Consider the following 20767-nt stretch of genomic DNA (forward strand, 5'->3'; position numbering starts at 1 on the left):
CGTCCACCCGTCTCGGGTGACCTCGCGTCGTGCCTCTTTCAGATCCGCGCCCCGTGGTTCACCGACTGTCGAAGGTCCACGTCACGGGATCGGCTAGGGCGTTGCCGGCGGCGTCACGGGCGGCGTCGACGGTGACGGTGTAGGTGGTCCCCGCCGTCAGCGGCTGCTCGGGCTCGAGCCGGGCGACGAGGGTCTTGGCATCCCACGTGAGCGTCGCCGGCACCGGCGAGCCGTCAGGTCCGGTGAGGGTCATCCGCACGTCCTGGACCGCCTCGCTGAACACCGCGATCGGCGTCGCGGTCACCGGGGCGCTCCCCTGCGGCCCGGTGTCGGTGACCGACGGCGCCGCGGTGTCGGTGCCCGCGCCCCGTGGCTCGGTCGTGGCGACGACGACGTCCACCCAGAACGCTGTAGCGCCGGCCGCGGCCGTGGGGAAGCTGCCCGCCGGCCCGGTGACGCCGTTGGGAGCACCCTGCCGGTCGGCCGGCGTGGTGAGCGGTCCGCTGCTGCGGTCGGCGGTGAACCAGGACGGCGTCTGCGACCACCGGCCCTGCGGGGCGGTGTAGCTGACGACGTACTCCTGGCCCGCGCGCAGGGCGACCGGTTGCGCGAGGACGGCCGTCTGCCAGCCCGACGCCGTCTCGTCGGTGAAGCGCACCGTGGCGAGCCGCTGCCCGTCCGCGGTCCACAGGCTGCCGACGTGCGTGCCGGTCGCACCCGTGCCCTTGGCGAAGCGCAGCGCGGTCACCCAGCCGGCGGCCGAGGTGGTGAACCGCGTGCCGACCTCGGTCGCGGCGGTGTCATCCACCGCCGCGGCCGGTGGCGTGTCCCCGGCCCCGAACAGCGAGAACGGTTCCGCGGGTGCGGCCGTCGTCGGGGGTGGCGGGGCAGGGGCACTGGGCGACGGCGCCGTCGTGCTCGGCGGTGCCGTCGTCGTCGGCGGCGGCGGTGTGGTCGTCGGTGCCGTCGTGCTCGGCGGCGGCGTCGTGCCGGGCGGTGTCGTGGTGGTCGGCGGCGGTGTGGTCGTCGGCCCTGGCTCGGACGTCGTCGCCGGCGCCTCGGACGTCGTCGTCGGCGGCGCCTGCGACGACGTCGACGGCGAGGTGGGAGTCTGCGGGTCCGTGGTGGACGGTGCGGACGTGCTCCCCGGCGCCTCGGCTGTCGAGGGCGGCGGCGCGGTGGTGGTCGACGGGGACGGCTCCGACGGCGTCGACGGGGCGGTCGTGGTCGACGGGGACGGCTCGGACGTCGTGGCCGGCCCGGTCGGCGCCGGGGTCGCCTCGCCGGTGGCCGCTGCCGTGAGCCGCGGAGCCTGCGGGACGAACACGACGTCGACGCCGTAGTCGGTGCTCGACCCGCGGGTGGGCATGGCCGAGGCGCCGTAGACGTAGACGCCGTTGGGCTCGGTCGCGGTCGCCCGCGGCGCGTGCAGCGGACCCCGGTCGACCCCGGTGAACTCGAAGGCACCCCGCGTGTAGCTGTAGTGCCCGGTGTCGGTGTGGTAGCTGGCGGTGTAGACCACTCCCGGCGAGACCGGGACGGGCGTGTCGAAGAGGACCTGCTGCCAGCCGCCGGAGGTCTCCCCGACGAAGGTGGCCGTCGCGAGCCTGGTCCCGTCGGGTGCCCACAGGCTGCCGGTGTGCGTGCCGGTGTTGCCGGGTCCCTTGTGGAACCGCACCCCGGTGACCACGCCGGCGGTGTCGGCGCTGAACCGCACGCCCAGCTCGATCGGGCTCGCGTCGCTGTCGGCGACCGCCGCGGGTGCCGAGTCGTCGGCGAACAACGTGCACGGGCAGCTGCCCGGGGTCGGCGGGCTGGTCGCCGCGCCCGTGGTGAACGTCCACGTCACCGGTGCGGGGACGGTGTTCCCGGCCGCGTCGGCGACCACCAGGGTCGCCGTGTACGTCGTCTGCTCCGCCAGTGCCGCGGTCGGCGTGGCGGTCACCGTCGTGCCCGCGGCGTCCAGCCCGGCGACGACGGCGACGGGCCCGGCCGGCCCGGTCAGGCTGAAGCGGACCGAGGAGGCGGCCAGCGGCTCGGAGAACGTGGCGCTGACCGGCGCGGTCGTGCTCACATCCGTCGTCCCGTCGGCGGGCGCCGTGCGCACCGGCTGGGGCGGCGTGGTGTCCGCACCCGGTGGCGGTGGCGGGGTGGTGCTGCCATCGGTGACGAACACGACGTCGACGCCGTAGTCGGTGCTCGATCCGCGGGTGGGCATGGCCGAGGCGCCGTAGACGTAGACGCCGTTGGGCTCGGTCGCGGTCGCCCGCGGCGCGTGCAGCGGACCCCGGTCGACCCCGGTGAACTCGAAGGCACCCCGCGTGTAGCTGTAGTGCCCGGTGTCGGTGTGGTAGCTGGCGGTGTAGACCACTCCCGGCGAGACCGGGACGGGCGTGTCGAAGAGGACCTGCTGCCAGCCGCCGGAGGTCTCCCCGACGAAGGTCGCCGTGGCCAGCCTGGTCCCGTCCGGCGCCCACAGGCTGCCGGTGTGCGTCCCGGTGTTGCCGGGTCCCTTGTAGAACCGCACCCCGGTCACCGACCCGGGTGTGTCGACGCTGAACCGCACGCCCAGCTCGATCGGGCTCGCGTCGCTGTCGGCGGCCACGGTCGGCACCGCGCTCTCCGGGAACAGCGTGCAGGGGCAGCCGGAGGACTGCCCGGCCGCGGTGGTGAAGGAGGTGCTGGCGGGTCCGGCCATGGGGTTGCCGGCCAGGTCCCGCGTCCCCTCGACCGTCGCGGTGATCCCGGTGCCCGGCGGCAGCGGGGCGGCGGGCCGCCAGACGACGGTGCGCGCACCGAAGCCGGTCACGGTGCCGGCGAGCACGGTCCCCTGCGTCGTGGCGACCCGGACGACCGCCGTGTCGGCCCGGATCGCCTCGTCGAAGCCGAACTGCACCGGCGAGTCGACGGGGACGCTGGACCAGCCGTCCCCGGGCGAGGTCGTCGTCACTGTCGGCGGGGTGGTGTCGGTGGGCGGCTCGGTCACGAAGACCGCGTCGACCCAGTAGTTCGAGCTCCGGTAGGTGCCCGTCGGGAAGGTGGTGGCCGGCCCGTACGCGTAGATCCCGTTCGGGCCGTCCTCGCCGTCGCGCAGGCCGCGCACCGGGGAGTTGACCCGACCGCGGTCGGTGAAGGCGCCCACGTCGGCGGAGTAGTGCCCGGAGGGCGCGTGGTAGGAGGCGACGTAGGTGGTCCCCTGCGTCACCTGCACGGGGTTGGCGAAGGTCAGCTGCTGCCAGCCCGAGGCCGTCTCGGCCGTGAAGGTGCCCGTGGCCAGGAGCTGACCGTCGGCGGTCCACAGGGTGCCGGTGTGCGTGCCGGTGTTGCCCGGCCCCTTGTAGAACCGGACACCGGTCACCCAGCCGTCCACGTCGAAGCGCAGCCGGGTGCCGAGCTCCACCGACCGGCCGTCGTCCGTGGCCGGGTTCCCGGGAACGGCGTCGCTGAAGAGCGTGCAGGGGCAGGCCCCGACACCCGCGGTGGTGAACGACCAGGTCCACGGCCCGGCCATGGCGTTGCCAGAGGTGTCGCGGACGCCGGCCACGGTCGCGGTGTAGCCGGTCGCAGCCGCCAGCGGTGCGGCCGGCGTGAACCGGACGGTGCGGGTCCCCGCGTCGTAGGTCGTGGTCCCGGGGACGGACGCACCGGCGGCGGAGGACACCGCGACGGTGAGCGAGGCCGGGTCCACCGGCTCGCTGAACGCCGCGGACACGGCGGCATCGACGGGCACACTGGTGGCCCCGGCGCCGGGCGCCGTCCTCGTCACCGTCGGCGGCAGGGTGTCCGGAGCCGGCCGGAAGACGACGTCCACCCAGTAGTTGGCCGAGCCCGGGCGCGTGGGGAAGGCGCTGGCGCCGTAGACGTAGACGCCGTTGGGACCGTCCGCACCGTCGGCGAGGGCGGTGAGGGGACTGCGGACCACGGCCTCGGACAGGCCTCTCGCCGTGGCGGAGTAGTAGCCGCTGTCGGTGTGGTACGAGACCACGTACGTCGTCCCGGCGGTCACCTGGACGGGCTGGTTGAACGCGACCTCCTGCCAGCCGGCCGTCGACTCGCCGGAGAAGGTGGCGCGGGCGAGTTGCCGGCCGTCGGCCGACCACAGCGTCCCGGTGTGCGTCCCGGTGTTCTGCGGCCCCTTGTAGAAGCGCACGCCCGTGACGGTCCCGTCGGTGTCGGCGCGGAAGCGCATGCCGAGCTCGACCGCTGCGGGGTCGGCCACGCTGACCACGGCCGGGACGGCGGTGTCGTCCCAGACGCTGCACGGGCAGACGCCCGGCGCAGCGGGCGGCCGAGCTGTGGTGAACGACCAGCTGACCGGCGAGTCCAGGGGGTTCCCCGCGGCGTCCTGGGCGGCCGCGACCGTGACCGTGAAGCGGGTCGCCGGCGCCAGCTGCTCCGCGGGCCGGAAGGTGGCGGTCCGCGTGCCGGGGTCGTAGCTGGTGGCACCGGCGATGGCCGAGCCGCCGGCTCCGGTGACGCCGATGCGGATGCTGGTCGCGTCCACCGGCTCGTCGAACACCGCGGTGATCGCCGTCGACTGCGGCACGCTGCTGCTGCCGTCGAGCGGGCTGCCGGGGGCCACCGACGGTGCGGTGGTGTCCGGCGGCGCAGTGCTCTGGAAGACCACGTCGACCCAGTAGTTGGCGCCCTGGTAGGTGCTCGTCGGGAAGCCCGGACCGCCGACGCGGTACACACCGTTGGGCCCGTCGGTGCCGTCGCGGAGGGCGGTGAGCGGCTCGTTCGTGGTGGCCGCCGCGGTGAGGTACCCGGCGTCGGCGGCGTAGTGCCCGGCGGGTGCGAAGTAGGAGACGACGTACGTCGTCCCGGCCGAGACGGCTACCGGTGTCTTGAGACTCAGTGTCTGCCAGCCTGTGGCCGTCTCGCCGGTGAAGGTGCCGGTGGCGAGGAGCCGACCGTCGTTGGTCCAGAGGCTGCCGGTGTGGGTCCCGCTGTTCCCCGCGCCCTTGTAGAAGCGGATCCCGGTGACGTAGCCGGCGACCTGCGACTGCCACCGCAGCCCCAGCTCGATCGGCGTGGTGTCGGCCGCCGCCGGGGTGCCGGGCACCGCCGAGTCGGGCCAGATGCTGCACGGGCAGGTGCGCTGGCCGATCGAGGTGTCCAGGCTGACCGGCGCGGACAGGCGTGCGCTGTCGTCCACCGCGCGCGCGCGCACGGCCAGCGGTCCCGAGGCGGTGGGCGTCCAGGTGTAGGACCACTCGGCCCGGCCCTGCGCCGGGTGCCAGGTGGTGCCGCCGTCGACCGACACCTCCACGCCGGCGACGACACCACCCGTGTCGGTCGCCGTCCCGCGGATGGTGACCGCCGATCCGACGACGACCCCGTCGCCGCCGGGCGCGGTGATGGTCACCCGCGGCGGGCTGGTGTCGGTGCTCGCGGTCGCGGCGACCAGCCCGCTCTGCAGCGTGGCGGGCTGGACCCCCATGTCGGCGAAGAGGTTCACCGTGGCCTGCCGCATGGGGGTGTTGGCGACGGCCGGACCACCGCCGGCGCGCTCGTCGTCCAGCCCCCAGGACCACTGGACGGTCCCTGCCCCGAAGACCAGCGCACCGCTGGCCTGGTCGCGGTAGAGCGTCAGGTTGTGGGTGGCCGTGCCCGGGGCGTAGCGGACGCCGTAGTCGTCCTGGAGGACGTCCGCCTCGGCGACGTCCACCACGGTGTTGGACAGGTGGGCGATCCCGGCGGGCCGGAAGCCGTTGTCGACGTCGGAGTCCCACTCGTAGCCGAGCGTCCCGGGGCCGAAGGTGTAGGTGCCGCCGGAGGCCTGGTTCGCGACGGCGGTGTTGCGCCACAGTCGCGCCTTGCCGTACTCGGCCGGGACGCTGAGGGAGTCGGCGCGGGAGCCCGCTCCGTTCCCGTTGACCCGGAACTGCTGGCCGATCAGCGCGTTCTCGGGCGTGACACCCGGCTGGCGGAAGCGCGGGTCGCGCCACGTGCCGGTCCAGTCACCCGAGGGGTCGGTCTGCGCGCCGTCGAGGCTGGACTTGTAGACGACCAGTGAGCGGTGGCCGGTGGCCGAGCCGTCGATCGACGGGCCCCAGCGGAACCGCCACCACATCTCGTTGCCGCTGAAGAAGGCCAGGTGGACGCCGGCGGCCTTCGCCCGCTCGACGGCGGCGCGCTGCGGACCGGACCAGTACTCGTCGTGACCGACCGACAGGAACAGCCGGTGGTTGGTCAGCAGGCCGCCGGAGCGGTCGGTGTCGACCCCGGCGATGTAGGAGACGTCGTAACCGTTGCGCTCGAGGAACCGGATCATCGGGTACTCGGCGTAGGTCACCTGCCCGGCGGACTCGCCCGCGGCGAGTGGTCGGTTGTAGCTGACCGAGTAGGCCCGGCCGGCGCCCCCGGGGCCGTCCCCGTAGTAGGTGCTGGCACCACCCCAGTCGTTGTAGGCCGCCCAGGTGGTGTCGGAGGTCTGGAAGACGACGTCGGAGCGGCTGGCGTCGTTCCGGACGACGAAGGTGACCTGGTTCTCCGCCCCGGTGTCGTTGCGGTGCAGGACGGCCACGTAGACGCCCGAGACCGCGGTGCTGGGCACGGTCCAGCTGGCCGAGACCCCCCAGTTGCCGCAGTCCACCATGCCGGTGGTCGCGTCACGGAGGCAGTTGGGCTGGCGCTGCGGCAGCGCCACGCTGGGACGCACGGACGTGATCAGGCGGCCGCCCGCACCGCCGTACCAACCCAGCCGGTAGACGTCGACCCGGTAGTCACGCGAATCGGTGCGGATCTTGAAGTCGACGCGGTCCCCGAGGTCGGCGCTGATGTCGGTCGTGAACCCCTCGATGCTGGTGTCGGGTGTGACGACCCAGTCGGCGCTGCCCTGCTTCGTGTTCTCGCAGGCGACCGGGTTGGTCACCGGGGCGGCACAGGGGTCCGCCGCGACCGCCCGCTGGGGAACGGTGACCAGTCCGACGGTGGCCAGGGCCATGGCGACCAGTACGACGCAGAGCCGCCGGACGGCGTGGACGGTGTCCATCAGTACGCCCCTAGAGGCCGGACGACGGCGTGGAACGTCTTCCACAGGATCTGCAGGTCCAGGGCGAGCGACCAGTTCTCCACGTAGCGGAGGTCGAGCCGCACGGCCTCGTCCCAGGTGAGGTCGCTGCGCCCCGAGACCTGCCACAGGCCGGTCAACCCCGGCTTGACCAGCAGCCGGCGGGCGACCGAGTCGTCGTAGACGGCGACCTCGTCGGGCAGCGGCGGGCGGGGCCCGACCAGCGACATCCGGCCGGTCAGGACGTTGCACAGCTGGGGCAGCTCGTCGAGGGAGTAGCGCCGCAGCACCCGCCCGACGCGGGTGACCCGCGGGTCGTCGGCCACCTTGAACAGCGGCCCGTCGCCGTTCTGGTTGCGCGCGGCCAGCTCGGCCCGCCGCTGCTCGGCGTCGACGCACATCGTGCGGAACTTGAGCATCGAGAAGGTGCGCCCCTGCCGGCCGACCCGCACCTGCCGGAAGAGGACGGGGCCGGAGCTGTCCAGCCGGACGGCCACCGCGACCGCCAGGAGCACCGGGAGCAGGACGACGAGGGCGAGGCCCGCGGCGACCCGGTCGATGAGCTCCTTGACCAGTCGCTTCGGGCCGGTGAAGACCGGCTCCTCGACGTGCACCAGCGGCAGGCCGATGAAGGGCCGCACGTGCATGCGCGGGCCCGCGACCTCCATCAGGCCGGGCGCGACGAGCAGCTCGATGCCGCTGCCCTCCAGCTCCCACGACAGCCGCCGGAGGTAGACCGCGGCGGTCTCGCTGGAGCTGGTGACCGCGACGGCGTCGACGTCGAGCTCCCGGGCCAGCCGCGCCGCCACCCGCAGGTCCCCGGCGACCGGGACGTCGGTGCCGGCCAGCGTGGTCCCCACCGGGGGCTCGGGCACGCAGGCGGAGACGACCACCATCCCGCAGTGCCGGTCGCGCTCGAGCTGCCGGACGAGGTCGGCGACGGCGTTGGTCCGGCCCACGGCCAGGACCGTGCGCAGGCACCGCCCGTGGCCGCGCAGCCGGTGCACGTACCGCCGCAGCACGTGCCGCCCCACCGCGGTGAGCAGCAGGGCGGCGGGCACCGCGACCACGACCAGACCCCGTGACAGCTCGAGCGCCAGCGCGTACGAGGCCAGCGCGACGAGGGCGAGGCACCCGACCCCGGCGCGGATGACCGCCCGGTACTCCTCGGTCCCGGTCCCGAGGTGGGCGCTGCGGTGGCCGCCGGCGAGCGCGACGACCACGACCGACAGCACGGGGAACAGCCCCATGACCATCCAGGTCGAGGGGACGACCTCCGTGCCGAACCGCACGACCTGGGCCAGCGAGCCGGCGACGGCGCCGGCCACGAGATCGCTGCCGACGACGGCGACGTGGTAGGCCCGCAGCCAGCGCGGCGCCGGCCGTCGGAGGCCGTCGGAGGCCGTCGCCCACGCGGGAGCGGGCACCGCGGCCGGCGTGAGTGCCTCCGCCGTGGGGGCCGACCGCGGGACCGGCACGAGCGCGGCCGTCTGCGGCTCCCGGACGTCACGGAGGACCATCGACCCGCCGCCCCCTCTGCTCAGGTGTGCGGGGGCGCACGCCGTGCGCCGGCCCCCGCTCTCCGCGCCGGGACCGGTGGCCGGGGCCCACGACCGTGCGCTGGAGCGGCGCCAACGAACCAGAGGCCCGTCACCGAGCGCAACCCCCTTGCGCGCCGATCGCGCTGTTCAGGCCCTTGGTCCCGGGTCGGCGGTGCTGCCGTGGTCACGTCCCGTGACGACACCCGAGGAGGTGACGCGTCAGGGGAGGACGACGGTCGGCGAGGTGGCGCGGGGGACGAGGATGGCAGGCTGCCCGTCGCCGGTCGGGGCGGTGGCCCAGACGTCGGAGTCCCCGGACCCGGACAGGCCGCTCCCGACGCCGTAGAGGACGCGGTCCGCACCCCACCAGGCCACCTGGTCGTCGACCTCGCGGCCCTCGGCCAGCGGGGCCCGCTCGCCGGTGCCCACGTCGTAGACGGTCAGCACCGGGGCGCGGGAGACCGGGTCGGTCCCCTTCATGACGATCGTCGACGCGTCGGCCGACACCGACGGGCACGCGCCGTCCTCGGCGACGACGGTCAGCGTGCGGGTCTCGGCGTCCCCCCGGACCAGGTACCGGACGCCGCCGGTGCCCATGGTGGCGTAGAGGTCCGGGCCGTCCCCGACGAAGGTGACACCCCAGAAGTTGCGGTCCTCCGCGGTCACCGGCGTCCCGTCGGCGGCCGTGGCCGTCCACGACTCGAGGTTCCCGAGCGACTCCGGCGTCCCGCCGGTCAGGTCGGTCACCACGGTCTCGGTGGAGAACTGCGCGTCGGTGTAGGCGTGCCCGGTGACGAACACCGTCGTCGCCGCGTAGCTCGCGTCGGCCGAGACCCGGGCCCGGCTGGGGACGCCCGGCAGGTCGGCCGTGCCGATCTCGCGGAAGGACCCGTCGAGGAAGACGGCGCGGTAGGTGGTCACCACCCCGGTCACCGACTGCAGGCAGACGGCGCCGCCCCGGGCGGCCGCGACCCGCTCGCAGGCGAGGTCGACGACCGCCCGCGGGCCGTCGGGGTCGTCGAGGGGGACCAGCGCGACCTCGCCGTACGAGGGCCCGGGCTCGGTGTTGCGCACGACGACGTGCGGCACCCGCTGCACGTCCTCGACCGCCAGCCGGGTGCGGCCGGCCTCCTCCGCCGCCGCGGCGGCCGCGGCCGCCTCGTCCCCCTGCCGCTGGACCAGCAGGTAGGCGACCGTGCCGGCGACGACCAGCACCGCGGCGAGGACGAAGGCCAGCAGCCGGCGGCGGTCACGCACGGGGACCGACCCGCAGGTCGCGCAGCGCCCACCGGGCCGCGGGGAGGACGACGACGAGCGCGACGGCGAACCCGGCGAGCGCGGTCCACTGCCCGGTCAGCGTCCACAGCAGGCCGAACAGCAGCGCCGACGCCGACCGGCCGGCCGCCACCGCCGTCTGCACGAGGGCGATCCCCGAGGTCCGGACGTCGTCGGGACTGAGTTCGGCGGCGAGCGCGGCGAGGACGCCGTCGGTGGCGGCGTAGTAGACGCCGAGGGCCGCGACGACGACCCCGGCCAGCAGCAGCCCGTCGGCGGGCAGCAGGAGCAGCGCGGCGTAGGCGGCCAGCAGCGCGACGTGGCCGGCGACGATGACCGGTACCCGACCCACCCGGTCGGTCAGCCGGCCCAGCGGGACGGCGAGCAGCAGGTAGACCGCCGCGGTGCCGACGAACAGCAGCGGGAACAGCGCGGCGGTGACCGCCTCCCGCTCACGGACGAGCAGGTAGAGGAACCCGTCGCTGACGGTGAGCAGGCCCAGCAGCGCGCCGGTGAGCGCGACCCGCCGCACCGGCCGGTGGCCGGCCAGCGCGGCGACCTGGCGCCAGCGGACCGGCGGGCGGTCGGCGGCGCGGCGGCGCTCGGGGACGAAGGTGACCAGCACGCCCAGGCCCAGCACCGCGAACACGGCGCTGACGAGGAACAGGCTGTCGTAGTCGCCGGGGAGGTACAGCAGGAGCGCCACGGCCAGCAGCGGCCCGAGCAGCGCTCCGGTGGTGTCCATGGCGCGGTGGACGCCGAACGCCCGCCCGAGCGCCCCGGCCGGCGCGGCGTCGGCGATGAGGGTGTCCCGCGGCGCGGTGCGCAGGCCCTTGCCGGTGCGGTCGACGGCCAGCACCGCGCTCAGCGCGGCGGCGCCCGAGGCGAGCAGCAGGCCGAGCTTGCACAGCGCCGAGAGCCCGTAGCCGAGCACCGCCGTCGCCTTGGGCCGCTGCCACCGGTCGGCCGCCGCGGCGGCGGCGAGCCGAACGAGCACCGTCGTCCCCTGGTAGACGCCGTCGACGACGCCGAACGCCAGCGGCGAGAGGCCGAGGGTCAGCGTGAGGTACACGGGCAGGACGGCGGCGACCATCTCCGAGGAGACGTCGGTGAGCAGGCTGACGGTGCCCAGGGCGAGGACCGTGCCGCCGACCCGGGTGCGGGCCCGCCCCGGAGGCGCGCCCGCCGAGGGGACGTCGCGCACGCTGGCGTACACCCGGCCTCCTCCCGGCGGCGGCCGGTGTGCTGCCGCCGCGCGCCGGGCGCAGTATGCGTGCGTTCCGGGGCCGCCGGGAGCCCCTCCGGCCTCAGCGCGGGCGTGCGGGCGCCGTCCGGCTCGCCGGGTCGGCGGTCTCCAGCGCCTGCAGCGCCCGGCGCAGTGCGGTGCTCGAGGTGTGCATCGTGTACGGGAAGTAGTGGACCGTGACGCCGACGGTGGCCATGTCCCGCTCGAGCCGCTCGCCCTTCGGGGTCCCCCGCCAGTCGTCGCCCTTGAACAGGACGTCGAAGCGCACCGCCCGCCACGCCTCGAGCTTGTCCGGCACGACCTCGGCGTGGACGTCGTCGACGAAGCGCAGGTTGCGGACGATCTCCATCCGCTCGGCCAGCGGGACCACCGGCAGCCGGCCCTTGGTCTGCAGGAGCACGTCGTCGGCGACGACCCCGGCCACCAGCCGGTCGCAGTGCGCCGCGGCGTGCCGCAGCACGTTGAGGTGGCCGATGTGGAACAGGTCGTACGCGCCAGGCGCGTACCCGATGACGGTCATGTCTCCCCCAGGACCTCGTCCGACGTCCCGGGCAGTCGACCAGCCGGGGTCACTCTCCGTCATCCCCCGGACGGGTCTCCCCTGCCTGGATGCACCCGGTCGGGGGACACGGTGACGCCGCGTGAGCGTCGGTGGGGTCAGCCCCAGGGGTCGGCGAAGAAGGCCAGCACGCCGTCGAGGTCGTACAGCGAGGGGTCGCCGTGCTGACCGCGGGCCGCCACGACCCGCGCGGTCCCGCCGTCGACGAGGACCTGGCCGGCGCACGCGTCGGCGTTGCGCTCGCGGGCGACGACGGTGTCCTCGTCGGACGCCCACAGCCGCACCGGCACGTCGGCGTCCAGCCGCACCGGGGACAGCCGGGCCAGCGCCGCGTCGACGTCGGTGCCGTGCGCCGCGTCGATCGAGTCGGCGAAGGCGTCGTACACCGAGCCGAGGTCGCACAGCGGCGCGATGCCGGCGTAGGCCCGCAGCCCCGCGATCCGCCGGCCGGTGACCAGCTGCGCCCCGGCCAGCCCGCCCATGGACTCGGCCACGAGGAACACCTCGCCGGCGCCGGTCAGCTCCCGGGCCGTGGCGGCCAGGGCGGCGTGGGCGTCGACGCTGGCCGCGGTGCCCCAGGCGTCCCCGCCGGCGTCGGAGGCGGCGACCGCGTAGCCCGCGGCGACGAGGCCCTGGGCCAGGCCGCCGAAGGCCTCGTCGTCGGCGAGCGCGCCGAGGTCGGCGCCGTACCCGTGGGCGTAGAGGACCAGCCGGCCGTTGGGCCGCTCCGGGACCAGGACGACCGCGGCCTCGCCGGCCACCGACAGGGAGTGCGTACCCGGGTCGAGCAGCGCGCCGGCCGCCGTGCCGGGCACCCGCGCGGGCGCGGCCGGGCCGGACGCGGTCGCCACCACCCCGGGTGCGCTGTCCGGGGCACCGGCGGCGCACCCACCGAGGAGCAGGGTCACCGCCGTGAGGACGCCCGCCCGCCGGCTCACCGGACGGGCCCGGGGGCCTCCACGCCGCGCATCCGCCACGCGTGCCGGGCGAGCTTGGCCAGCAGCTGCGGCGCACCGTCGCCGGGGGCCACGTAGAACCGCGGGATCGTGAACCGGTCACCGGGCAGGTAGTCGCCCGTGACGCAGGCGTGGTCGTAGCCCGCGGCGCGCGCCGCGTCGGCCGCGGCCGCGTCGAACTCCCCCCACGGGTAGGCGAAGCCGGGCACCGGCGCCTGCAGGACCTCCTCCAGCACGCGGCGGCTCCCGCCGACCTCGTCGGCGAGCACGGCCGGGTCGGCGCCGCGGAGGTGGACGTGGTGCAGCGTGTGGCTGCCGACCTCGTGCCCGGCGGCGGCCACGGCGCGCACGCCGTCGGCGTCGAGCAGGTCCAGCCGGGGGCCGTCGTCCCACTCGTTGCGGCCGGCCAGCCGGCCGGCGACCACGTACACCGTGCCGGTCATCCCGTGGCGGGCGAGCACCGGCGCGGCGTGCTCGAGGAAGTCGGTGTAGCCGTCGTCGAAGGTCAGCCCCACCAGCCCGGCGGCCGCGCCGCGGTCGTGGGCGGCGACCAGCTCGGCGAGGGACACCCCGCGCAGGCCCAGCCGGCGCAGCAGCCGCAGGTGGCGGTCGAGCCGGTGCGGGTGCACCCGCACGCGGTGCGGGTCGGGCAGCGCCGACGGGCTGATCGAGTGGTACATGAGCACCGGCGGGACCCGCAGCCGCTCGCGGCCCTCCGCGGCCTGCGCCCCCTGGGACGACGTCGCGGTCACCGGGCACCCAGGCGGGTCATCTCCCGCCGCCAGCGCGGCAGGCCGGCCAGCACGAACGCGGCGGTGCAGAGCGCGAGCAGGCCGTAGGCGGAGAGGAAGGCCGGGGCCGAGCCGAGCAGCACGAACACCAGGCAGAGCACCCCGTAGTCGGTGGGGAGGACCACCAGCGAGCGGAGGACGCCGGCCCGCCCGGCGGCCGGCGCCGCCCGGGTCGGGGCGCCGTGGGCGGCGCGCAGCGCGTCGTTGAGGAGCATCGCGGAGAAGTAGAGGACGTCGGCGACGGCGAACCCGACCGGCACCAGCAGCCAGCCGTCGCCGACCTCGCCCTGGCGGAAGAGCCCGACGAGGACGGCGAGGTGGATGCACACGGTCTTGGCGGCGTCGACCACGTGGTCCAGCCACTCCCCCGCCGGCGTGCCGCCGCCCCGCAGCCGGGCCAGCTGGCCGTCGGCGGAGTCCAGCGCGTAGCCGAGGGCCAGGGCCAGCGCGACGAGCACGCCGACCCACCACGAGTGCGGCGCGAGCGCGACGGTCGCGATGGCGGAGAAGGTGACGACGGCGCTCGTGGCGGTCACCGCGTCGGGGGTGAGCCCGCGGTGGAAGGCCAGCGCGGCCAGGACCCGTCCGGCCGGCCGGTTGACGAAGCGGCTGTAGGCCGGGGCCCCGTGCGCGCCCTTCTGGGCGCCGGCGAGGCGGGCGACGGTGTGGGCCAGCGTCTCGCCGGGAGCCGGCCGCGCCGGGGCGCGGGTCGGGATCACGGGCGGCGTGTGCGCGTCCGCGACCGCCACGTCGTCCTGCAGCACGGGTCCTCCGGGGGATCGGGCGGTCCACGGGTGCGGACCGGCCCGCCGAGTCTCGCCGCCCGCGGCCCCGCGGGCGGGGTCCGGCAGGACCGGTCTCATCCGAAGGGGCGGGGCCCGCTGCCCCTGGCGCGGGAGGCCTCCCCCGGAGGGGTCACGCGACGTGGTGGCCGCCCGCCGCCCCGGACTAGCGTCCGCAGGCCGCACCGACACGGTCGGGACGCCGCTGTCGCCGGGTGCGACGGCCACCGGCCGACGACACCTGGAGCTCCCCGTGGGACGACCCCGCACCGGCCGCGTCGTGGCCGTGCACCCGCACGCCGACCTGTACGGCAGCGACCGGATGTTCCTCGAGAGCCTCGCCGCCCTCGGGCCCGACGTCCTGGCCGTGCTGTCCACCTCCGGCCCGCTCGTCGAGGCGGTGCGGGCCCGCGGGTACGAGGTCCGGGTCGAGGACTTCCCCGTCCTGCGCAAGGTCGAGCTGCGCGACCCGCGCCGGGCCGTCGCCTTCGCCAGCCGCTTCCTGCGCTCGGTGGGGACGCTGGCGTCCTGGCTGCGCGCCCAGGGCGCCGACGTGCTCTACGTCAGCACGGTCACCGCCCCCGAGTGGCTGCTGGCCGGGCGGCTGGCCGGTGTCCGCGTGGTGTGCCACGTGCACGAGAGCATGCCGATGCCGCGGCCGGCCGCCGCGCTGCTGCTGTCCCCCCTGCTCGCCGCCGACACGGTGGTCGCCAACAGCGGCGACACCGCGGCCTGGATCCGCGCCTCGCTGGGCGCACGGGCCGCCCGGCGCACCCGGGTGGTGCACAACGGCGTCCGCGAGCCGGTGGCCCCCGCCGTGCAGCGGACCCCGGGGCGGCCGCGGAGCCTCGTCGTCGTCGGCCGGCTGTCGACGATCAAGGGCCAGGACACCGCCGTCCGGGCGACCGCGCTGGTCCGCGAGGCCGGCCACGACGTCACGCTCACCCTCGTCGGCGACTGCTACCCCGGCTACGAGGCGGTCGAGGACGGCCTGCGCGACCTCGCCGTCCGCGAGGGCGTCGGCGACGTCACCGTCTTCACCGGCTTCCAGGACCCCGCGCCGCACGTCGCCGCCGCCGACGTCGTCCTCGTGCCCTCCCGCGTCGAGTCCTTCGGGCTCGTGGCGGTCGAGGCCCTGCTGCTGGGGCGGCCGGTCGTCGCCACGCGGATCGGCGGGCTGCCGGAGGTGCTGCGGGACGGCGAGACGGGGCTGCTCGTGCCCGCCGACGACCCGCGGGCGCTCGCCGACGCGGTGCTGCGGCTGCTGGCCGACCCGCGGCTGGCCGAGGAGCTGGGCGCCGCCGGCCGGGCCGACGCCCGCGCGCGGTTCTCGATGGCGGCGTTCACCCGGGCGCTGGCCGCCGCCGTCCTGCCCGGTCCGGCCGGGACCCTCCCCACCGCCGCGTAGGCGGCCCGCTCAGCCGACCGCGCGGGCCAGCCGGTCGACGGCGTCCTCGATCACCGCGAGGCTCCGGAGGTACTCCTCCCGGGGACGGCGGTGCGGATCGGGGACGTCCTCGGGGGCCGCGCCGGGCACCCGGTGGCGGGCCGCGAGCCCGGGCAGCGCCGCCAGCCGGGCCGCCGCCGACGCGGGCACGTCCTGCGGCCAGCCGGCCGCGGCCACGGCCTCGGCGACGTCGGCCGCGTCGGTCAGCAGGAACGTGCGGCGCAGGGCAGCCGGGACCAGCTGGACCACGGCGGACCGGTGCTCGCGGGCCATCGCCAGGACCAGCCCGGCCTGCCGGACGTCGGCCGGGCGCAGCTCCCGGGCGCCGGAGGCCTCCGCCGGCACGCCGGCGGCCGCCAGCAGCTCGGCCACCTGCGGGTCCACCGGCACGCCGGCCCGGGCGCGGGTGCCGGCGCTGGTGACCGTGACGCCGGAGCCGGCCAGGCGCCGGGCCAGCAGCCGCTCGGCCGCCGGTGACCGGCAGACGTTGGCGGTGCACACGACGAGGACGGTGACCCCCGCGGGGCCACCGTCCTCGTCGTGCGTCCGGGTGGACGGCACCGTCACCAGCGGCCGGACGGCTCGGCGTGCGCCCCGCCGCGCGACTCCGCCGGTGCCGTCCCCACGGGGTCGGGCGCGGACCGCGGACCGCGGGTGAGCGGCGCCCGCCACGAGGAGTCCGCGACCTGCTCGGCCGGCGCGTCGACCGCCTCGTAGCCGTAGGTGTCGCGCGCCCGCTGGCGGACGTGGGTGAGCACGACGCCGACCACGCGGGCGTCCAGCCGGCGCAGCAGCGCGAGGGACTGGCCCAGCGCGGGGCGCCGGATCCGGCTGGTGTCGGCGACGACCATCGTCCCGGAGACGATCCGGGCCAGGACCGCGGAGTCGGTGACCGGCAGCAGGGGTGCCCCGTCGACGACCACGACGTCGTGGGTCCGCTCGAGCCGGGCGAGGACGTCGGCCATCGCCGGCGAGGCCAGCAGCTCGCTCGGGTTGGGCGGGAGCGGGCCGGTGGTCAGCACCGACAGCCCGACGCTGCCCCACTCCTGCAGGACGTCGTCGAGGTCGGCCTGGCCGATCAGCGCGGTGGTCAGGCCCGCCGCGCCCTCGAGGCCGAGGGTGTCGGCCACGGAGGGCCGGCGCAGGTCGGCGTCGACCAGCGCCACGCGCAGGCCGGCGTCGGCGAGGGCCAGGGCCAGGTTGGCCGCCACCGTGGACTTGCCCTCGCCGGAGTGCGACGAGGTGACCAGCAGCGACAGCGGCCGGCCCGGCAGGGCCGAGAACTGGACGGCGGTGCGCAGCGCGCGGACGGCCTCGGCCGCGGGGCTGCGCGGCGCGGTGAGGACGACGAGGTCGCGGCGGCCGCCCCGCGCCGGCGGCGTGTCCAGCGCGCCCAGCAGCGGCAGGTCGGTGACGCGGGCGACGTCCTCGGGGGTGCGCACCCGCGTGTCGGTGAGGTCGCGCGCCAGCCCGGCGGCGGTGCCCAGGGCCAGCCCGGCGATCAGGCCGATCAGCAGGTTCAGCGTGGTCCGGGGCGCGCTGGGCGCGGTCGGCGCGACCGCCGGGGACACCGTGGTGCCCCGCACCGTCGGGTCGCCGTCGGCGGTGGCCGGCGCGAGGTCGGCGACGGTCGCCACGAGCTGCTCGGTGACGGCGTTGGTCAGCTCCGCCGCGCGCGCCGGGGAGGTGTCGGTGACGCGCACCTCGAGGACCACCGTCCCGGCCACCACCTCGGTGGAGACCCGGCCGGCCAGCCGGCGGGCGGTGGTGTCGAGGTCCAGGTCGTCGATGACCGGGTCGAGCACGGCCGGCGTGGTGGCCAGCATCGCGTAGGAGGCGACCTGGTTCTGCGCGAACGCGGAGCCCTGCACCAGGTCGTCGGCGGACTCCCCGAAGCTCAGGGAGAAGAAGATGCTGCTGGTGGCCTCGTAGGACCTCGGCGTGGTCAGGGAGAGGGCCCCGGCGACGGCGAGGCCGGCCAGCGCGGCCGCGACGAGCCACCGCCAGCGGCGGCGCAGCATGTGCAGGAACTCGTGCAGGTTCATCAGTCTCCCCGTGCGTGCACGCACCGATCGGACGGGCTCGGCAGCGACGGCCGGCGCCCCGGTGGGGTGGCCGGCTGCCATCCGAGCGGCAAGTTACCGAGACGGGACCGTGCCCGTACCCCGCGCGGCCCGGGGCTGACCCGAACGGGGTGCCCGGGCCGCCCGGCCGCCGTACGCGGCGCCCGTCCGGCACCGTGGGTGAGCGGCCGGGGCCGCCGCCGGGCGGCCTGCCACTTCCGGGTGGCAGGCGCCCGGAGGACGCCGGGACGGCGCGGATCCGGCCGCAGACTGGCCGCGTGACGACGGGGGACGGCGACGAGCGCCGGGGTGGATCCGACCGCGCGGACCGGCACGGCCCGCTGCTGACCCGGCCGGGGACGGTCCTGCTCGCGGTGGTCACGGCGTGGACCGCGGTCCCCTCCCTGGTCGCCGAGCGCAAGGTCACCTGGGCCCTGCTGGCGGCGCTCCTGGTCGCGGTGGCCGCGGCCCTGTGGCAGCACGCGCGCCGACTGCGCTGGACCACGCCGGTGACGCTCCTGACGGTGCTCCTGCTGGTGGCCACCGTCTCCGCCGTCCACCACGCCACCCTCGACGAGCTGGTCGCCGGGACGGCGACGGCGCTGCTGCTCGTCGGCTGCTGCCTGCTCGCGGTGAACTGCGGCCCGGCCGACGTGCGGCTGCTCGCCCGCGGCCTGGTCCTGCTCGCACTGGCCGAGCTCGCGGTGGCCCTGGCCGGTGCACACCTGGGCGTGCCGGCACCGTGGGGGTACCTCGGCACCCCGGGGACGACGTTCGGGGTCAACGACCTGGTCCCGGCGATGGACGGCCGGTCCACCGGGACGATGGCCCACCCCATCCCGTTCGGCACGCTGATGGCCCTGGCGGCCGCGCTGTGCCTGACCTCGGTCACCCGCTGGCCGGTGCCCGTCCGGGTGCTCGCCGGCGCGGCGGCCTGCTACGGCCTGGCGATGTCGGGCAGCCGCAGCGCCGCCCTGGTGCTGTGCCTCGCCGCCGTGGTCGCCGTCCTCACGCCGCGGGCGCTGCGGATCGGCACGACCGCCCGCGTGCTGGTCGTGCTCGCCCTGGCCGGGGCGGTGCTCCTCCTGCGCGACACCCGGCTCACGGTGGTCGCCAGCCTCGAGGGCACCGGGTCGCTGACGCACCGGCTGGCCGCGCTGGACGCCGCCGGGCGGCTGCTCGACCGCCCGGTGGAGCAGACCCTCCTCGGCAGCGGGACGGGGTCGCTGGACGACCTGTTCGCCTCCGGCCTGCTGCAGCTCGACGGCTTCTTCGCCGTCGACAACCAGCTCGTGACCACCTTCGCCCTCGCGGGGCTGGTGGGCCTCGCCGCGCTGCTGGCGCTGGTCGTCGTCGGCCTGCTGCGCGGCGTCCCCGAGGTGCGCCCGGCCGCGCTCCTGCTCGTCGGCATGGTGATGTCGTTCGACCTGCTGGAGTGGAACGCCACGGCGGTGCTCTTCGTCGCGCTCGTGCTGCTCGGCTCGGCCGCCCCCCGGGCCGGGGACCCGGACCCGGCGGGTCCGGCGGCGCGCGACGCCGTCCCCGTGCCGCTCGCCGTGCCGGCCGGGGCGGTCCGGCCGTGACCGCCACGGAGACCCCGCGCCCGCCGGCCGCGCCGCGCGCCGCGCGGGCCGCCGGCATCACGCTGGTCGGGCAGGCGCTGCGCACCGTGGTGCAGTTCGGCTCGATCCTGGTGCTCGCGCGGCTGCTGCTGCCGGAGGACTACGGCCTGCTGGCCATCGTGCTCGTCGTCGTCGGCATCGGGGAGATCGTCCGCGACTTCGGCCTGAGCACCGCGGCGATCCGCGCGCCGGAGCTGTCCGAGGACACCCGCGACGCGCTGTTCTGGATCAACACCGCGATCGGCGTGCTGCTGTGCCTGGTCGTCGTCGCCGGCTCCGGGCTGCTGGCCGGCCTGTTCGACCGCCCGGCGCTGACCGGGATCGCCTGTGCGCTGTCGGCCACCTTCGTCCTCAACGGGATGGCCACCCAGTACCGGGTGACCCTGACCCGCGAGATGCGCTTCGGGGCCCTGGTGACCGCCGACGTCGCCGCGCAGACCACCGCGGCGGCGGTGGCGATCGCCGCGGCCGCGCTGGGGGCCGGGTACTGGGCGCTGGTCGCCCAGCAGCTGGTCCAGTCCGCGCTCCTGCTGGTCCTGGTCGCCGTCCCGGCGCGCTGGTGGCCCGGCCGCCCGCGCCGCACCCCCGGCCTGCGGCCCTTCCTGACGCTGGGGCTGCACCTGGTGGGCACCCAGCTGGTCAACTACGCCGGCAACAACGTCGACACGGTCACCGTCGGCCTGCGCTTCGACGCGGCCGCGCTCGGGCTGTACAACCGCGGCTTCCAGCTGCTGATGACCCCGCTGAACCAGCTGCGCTCCCCCGCCACCACCGTCGCCCTGCCGGTGCTGGCGCGGCTGCAGGACGACCGCGAGCGCTTCGACGAGTACCTGCGCCGCGGGCAGCTGGCCCTCGGCGTCCCGATCGTCGTCTCGCTGGGCGTGGTGGCCGGGGCCGCCGGGCCGCTGGTGGAGCTGCTGCTGGGACCGCGCTGGTCCGGGGTCGCGCCGATCCTCGCGCTGCTCGCCGTGGCCGCGGCGTCCCAGACGCTGGCCTTCGTCGGCCTGTGGGTCTACCTGTCCCGCGGCCTGGGCGCCCAGCTGTTCCGCTACACCGTGGGCACCTCGGTGCTGCGCCTGGCCTGCGTGCTGGCCGGCAGCGCCTGGGGGGTCGTCGGCGTGGCGGCGGGCTACGCGCTGGCGGCCTGCCTGGAGTGGCCGCTGTCGCTGTGGTGGCTCTCGCGGATCACCGACTTCCCCGGGCGGACGCTCGCGGCCGGGGCGCTGCGCGTCCTCGGCTGCGCGGTCCCCGCCGGGGTCGCCGCCTGGCTGGTCACCCTGGCCGCCGGGGCGCTGCCCACCACCGTGGTCCTGCTGCTCGCCGTCCTCGCCGGGGCCGCGGTGCTCGCCCTGGCGGCCGCCGTCTCCCGCACCGTGCGGGCCGACCTCGCGGGCGTGCTCGCGTTCGGCCGCTCGATGGTCCGGCGGTGACCGCCGTGCCGGCGGCCCGGCCCGCCCCTTCCCCGACCCA

Annotated in this window: 13 protein-coding genes; 3 read left to right on the forward strand and 10 right to left on the reverse strand. The window is 76.4% G+C overall.

What is annotated here, in order from left to right; genetic code table 11:
* Positions 1–58 precede the first annotated feature (58 nt).
* The 8 genes from ACI8AD_RS05520 to ACI8AD_RS05555 all read right to left on the reverse strand — a co-directional run bounded on the left by ACI8AD_RS05520 (position 59) and on the right by ACI8AD_RS05555 (position 14147).
* Positions 59–6997, reverse strand: a complete 6939-nt coding sequence (locus ACI8AD_RS05520; protein WP_456869523.1) for a DUF4082 domain-containing protein — start codon at positions 6995–6997, stop codon at positions 59–61.
* The gene (locus ACI8AD_RS05525) at positions 6997–8535 is read right to left on the reverse strand and encodes a sugar transferase (RefSeq protein ID WP_456869524.1); all 1539 of its coding nucleotides are present in this window, start codon (positions 8533–8535) and stop codon (positions 6997–6999) included. Before ACI8AD_RS05525 ends, ACI8AD_RS05520 begins: the two co-directional genes overlap by 1 nt.
* Positions 8536–8775: 240 nt before the next feature.
* Positions 8776–9813, reverse strand: coding sequence for a hypothetical protein (locus tag ACI8AD_RS05530; RefSeq protein ID WP_456869525.1), 1038 nt, complete (start codon positions 9811–9813; stop codon positions 8776–8778).
* Complete coding sequence (locus ACI8AD_RS05535; protein WP_456869526.1) at positions 9806–11047, reverse strand: MFS transporter; 1242 nt, start codon at positions 11045–11047, stop codon at positions 9806–9808. Before ACI8AD_RS05535 ends, ACI8AD_RS05530 begins: the two co-directional genes overlap by 8 nt.
* A 91-nt stretch (positions 11048–11138) precedes the next feature.
* Positions 11139–11597 (reverse strand): adenylyltransferase/cytidyltransferase family protein, encoded by a 459-nt coding sequence (locus ACI8AD_RS05540; RefSeq protein ID WP_456869527.1) that lies wholly within the window; start codon positions 11595–11597, stop codon positions 11139–11141.
* 137 nt (positions 11598–11734) lie between these two features.
* Positions 11735–12544: a hypothetical protein gene (locus ACI8AD_RS05545; RefSeq protein ID WP_456869528.1), complete on the reverse strand. Its 810-nt coding sequence runs from the start codon at positions 12542–12544 to the stop codon at positions 11735–11737.
* A 26-nt stretch (positions 12545–12570) separates the two neighbouring features.
* Positions 12571–13344 carry a polysaccharide deacetylase family protein gene (locus tag ACI8AD_RS05550; protein ID WP_456869529.1) on the reverse strand — a complete coding sequence of 258 codons (774 nt, stop codon included), beginning with the start codon at positions 13342–13344 and terminating at the stop codon, positions 12571–12573.
* On the reverse strand, positions 13341–14147 hold the full coding sequence (locus ACI8AD_RS05555) for a CDP-alcohol phosphatidyltransferase family protein (protein WP_456869530.1): 807 nt from the start codon (positions 14145–14147) through the stop codon (positions 13341–13343). The genes ACI8AD_RS05550 and ACI8AD_RS05555 overlap by 4 nt, the downstream gene beginning before the upstream one ends.
* A gap of 271 nt (positions 14148–14418) precedes the next feature.
* Between ACI8AD_RS05555 and ACI8AD_RS05560 the strand changes: the two genes are divergently transcribed.
* Positions 14419–15573: a glycosyltransferase family 4 protein gene (locus tag ACI8AD_RS05560; RefSeq protein WP_456869531.1), complete on the forward strand. Its 1155-nt coding sequence runs from the start codon at positions 14419–14421 to the stop codon at positions 15571–15573.
* Positions 15574–15582: 9 nt separating this feature from the next.
* Here the strand turns inward: ACI8AD_RS05560 and ACI8AD_RS05565 are convergent, their stop codons facing one another.
* Together ACI8AD_RS05565 and ACI8AD_RS05570 are read right to left on the reverse strand one after the other, a co-directional pair.
* A complete protein-coding gene (locus ACI8AD_RS05565) occupies positions 15583–16113 on the reverse strand; it encodes an arsenate reductase/protein-tyrosine-phosphatase family protein (protein WP_456869532.1) in 531 nt (176 codons plus the stop codon).
* A gap of 62 nt (positions 16114–16175) precedes the next feature.
* A complete protein-coding gene (locus ACI8AD_RS05570) occupies positions 16176–17657 on the reverse strand; it encodes a polysaccharide biosynthesis tyrosine autokinase (protein ID WP_456869533.1) in 1482 nt (493 codons plus the stop codon).
* A gap of 296 nt (positions 17658–17953) precedes the next feature.
* Between ACI8AD_RS05570 and ACI8AD_RS05575 the strand changes: the two genes are divergently transcribed.
* Together ACI8AD_RS05575 and ACI8AD_RS05580 are read left to right on the forward strand one after the other, a co-directional pair.
* Positions 17954–19258 carry a hypothetical protein gene (locus tag ACI8AD_RS05575; RefSeq protein WP_456869534.1) on the forward strand — a complete coding sequence of 435 codons (1305 nt, stop codon included), beginning with the start codon at positions 17954–17956 and terminating at the stop codon, positions 19256–19258.
* Positions 19255–20727 (forward strand): lipopolysaccharide biosynthesis protein, encoded by a 1473-nt coding sequence (locus ACI8AD_RS05580; protein ID WP_456869535.1) that lies wholly within the window; start codon positions 19255–19257, stop codon positions 20725–20727. Before ACI8AD_RS05575 ends, ACI8AD_RS05580 begins: the two co-directional genes overlap by 4 nt.
* The last annotated feature ends 40 nt before the right edge of the window (positions 20728–20767 follow it).

This window comes from Geodermatophilus sp. SYSU D00766 (genome assembly GCF_054049915.1).

Excerpts from the sequence above, each read along its gene's own strand:
- ACI8AD_RS05520 (WP_456869523.1), bottom strand. The coding sequence starts at position 6,997 with ATGGACACCGTCCACGCCGTCCGGCGGCTCTGCGTCGTACTGGTCGCC.
- ACI8AD_RS05525 (WP_456869524.1), bottom strand. The coding sequence starts at position 8,535 with ATGGTCCTCCGTGACGTCCGGGAGCCGCAGACGGCCGCGCTCGTGCCG.
- ACI8AD_RS05540 (WP_456869527.1), bottom strand. The coding sequence starts at position 11,597 with ATGACCGTCATCGGGTACGCGCCTGGCGCGTACGACCTGTTCCACATC.
- ACI8AD_RS05570 (WP_456869533.1), bottom strand. The coding sequence starts at position 17,657 with ATGAACCTGCACGAGTTCCTGCACATGCTGCGCCGCCGCTGGCGGTGG.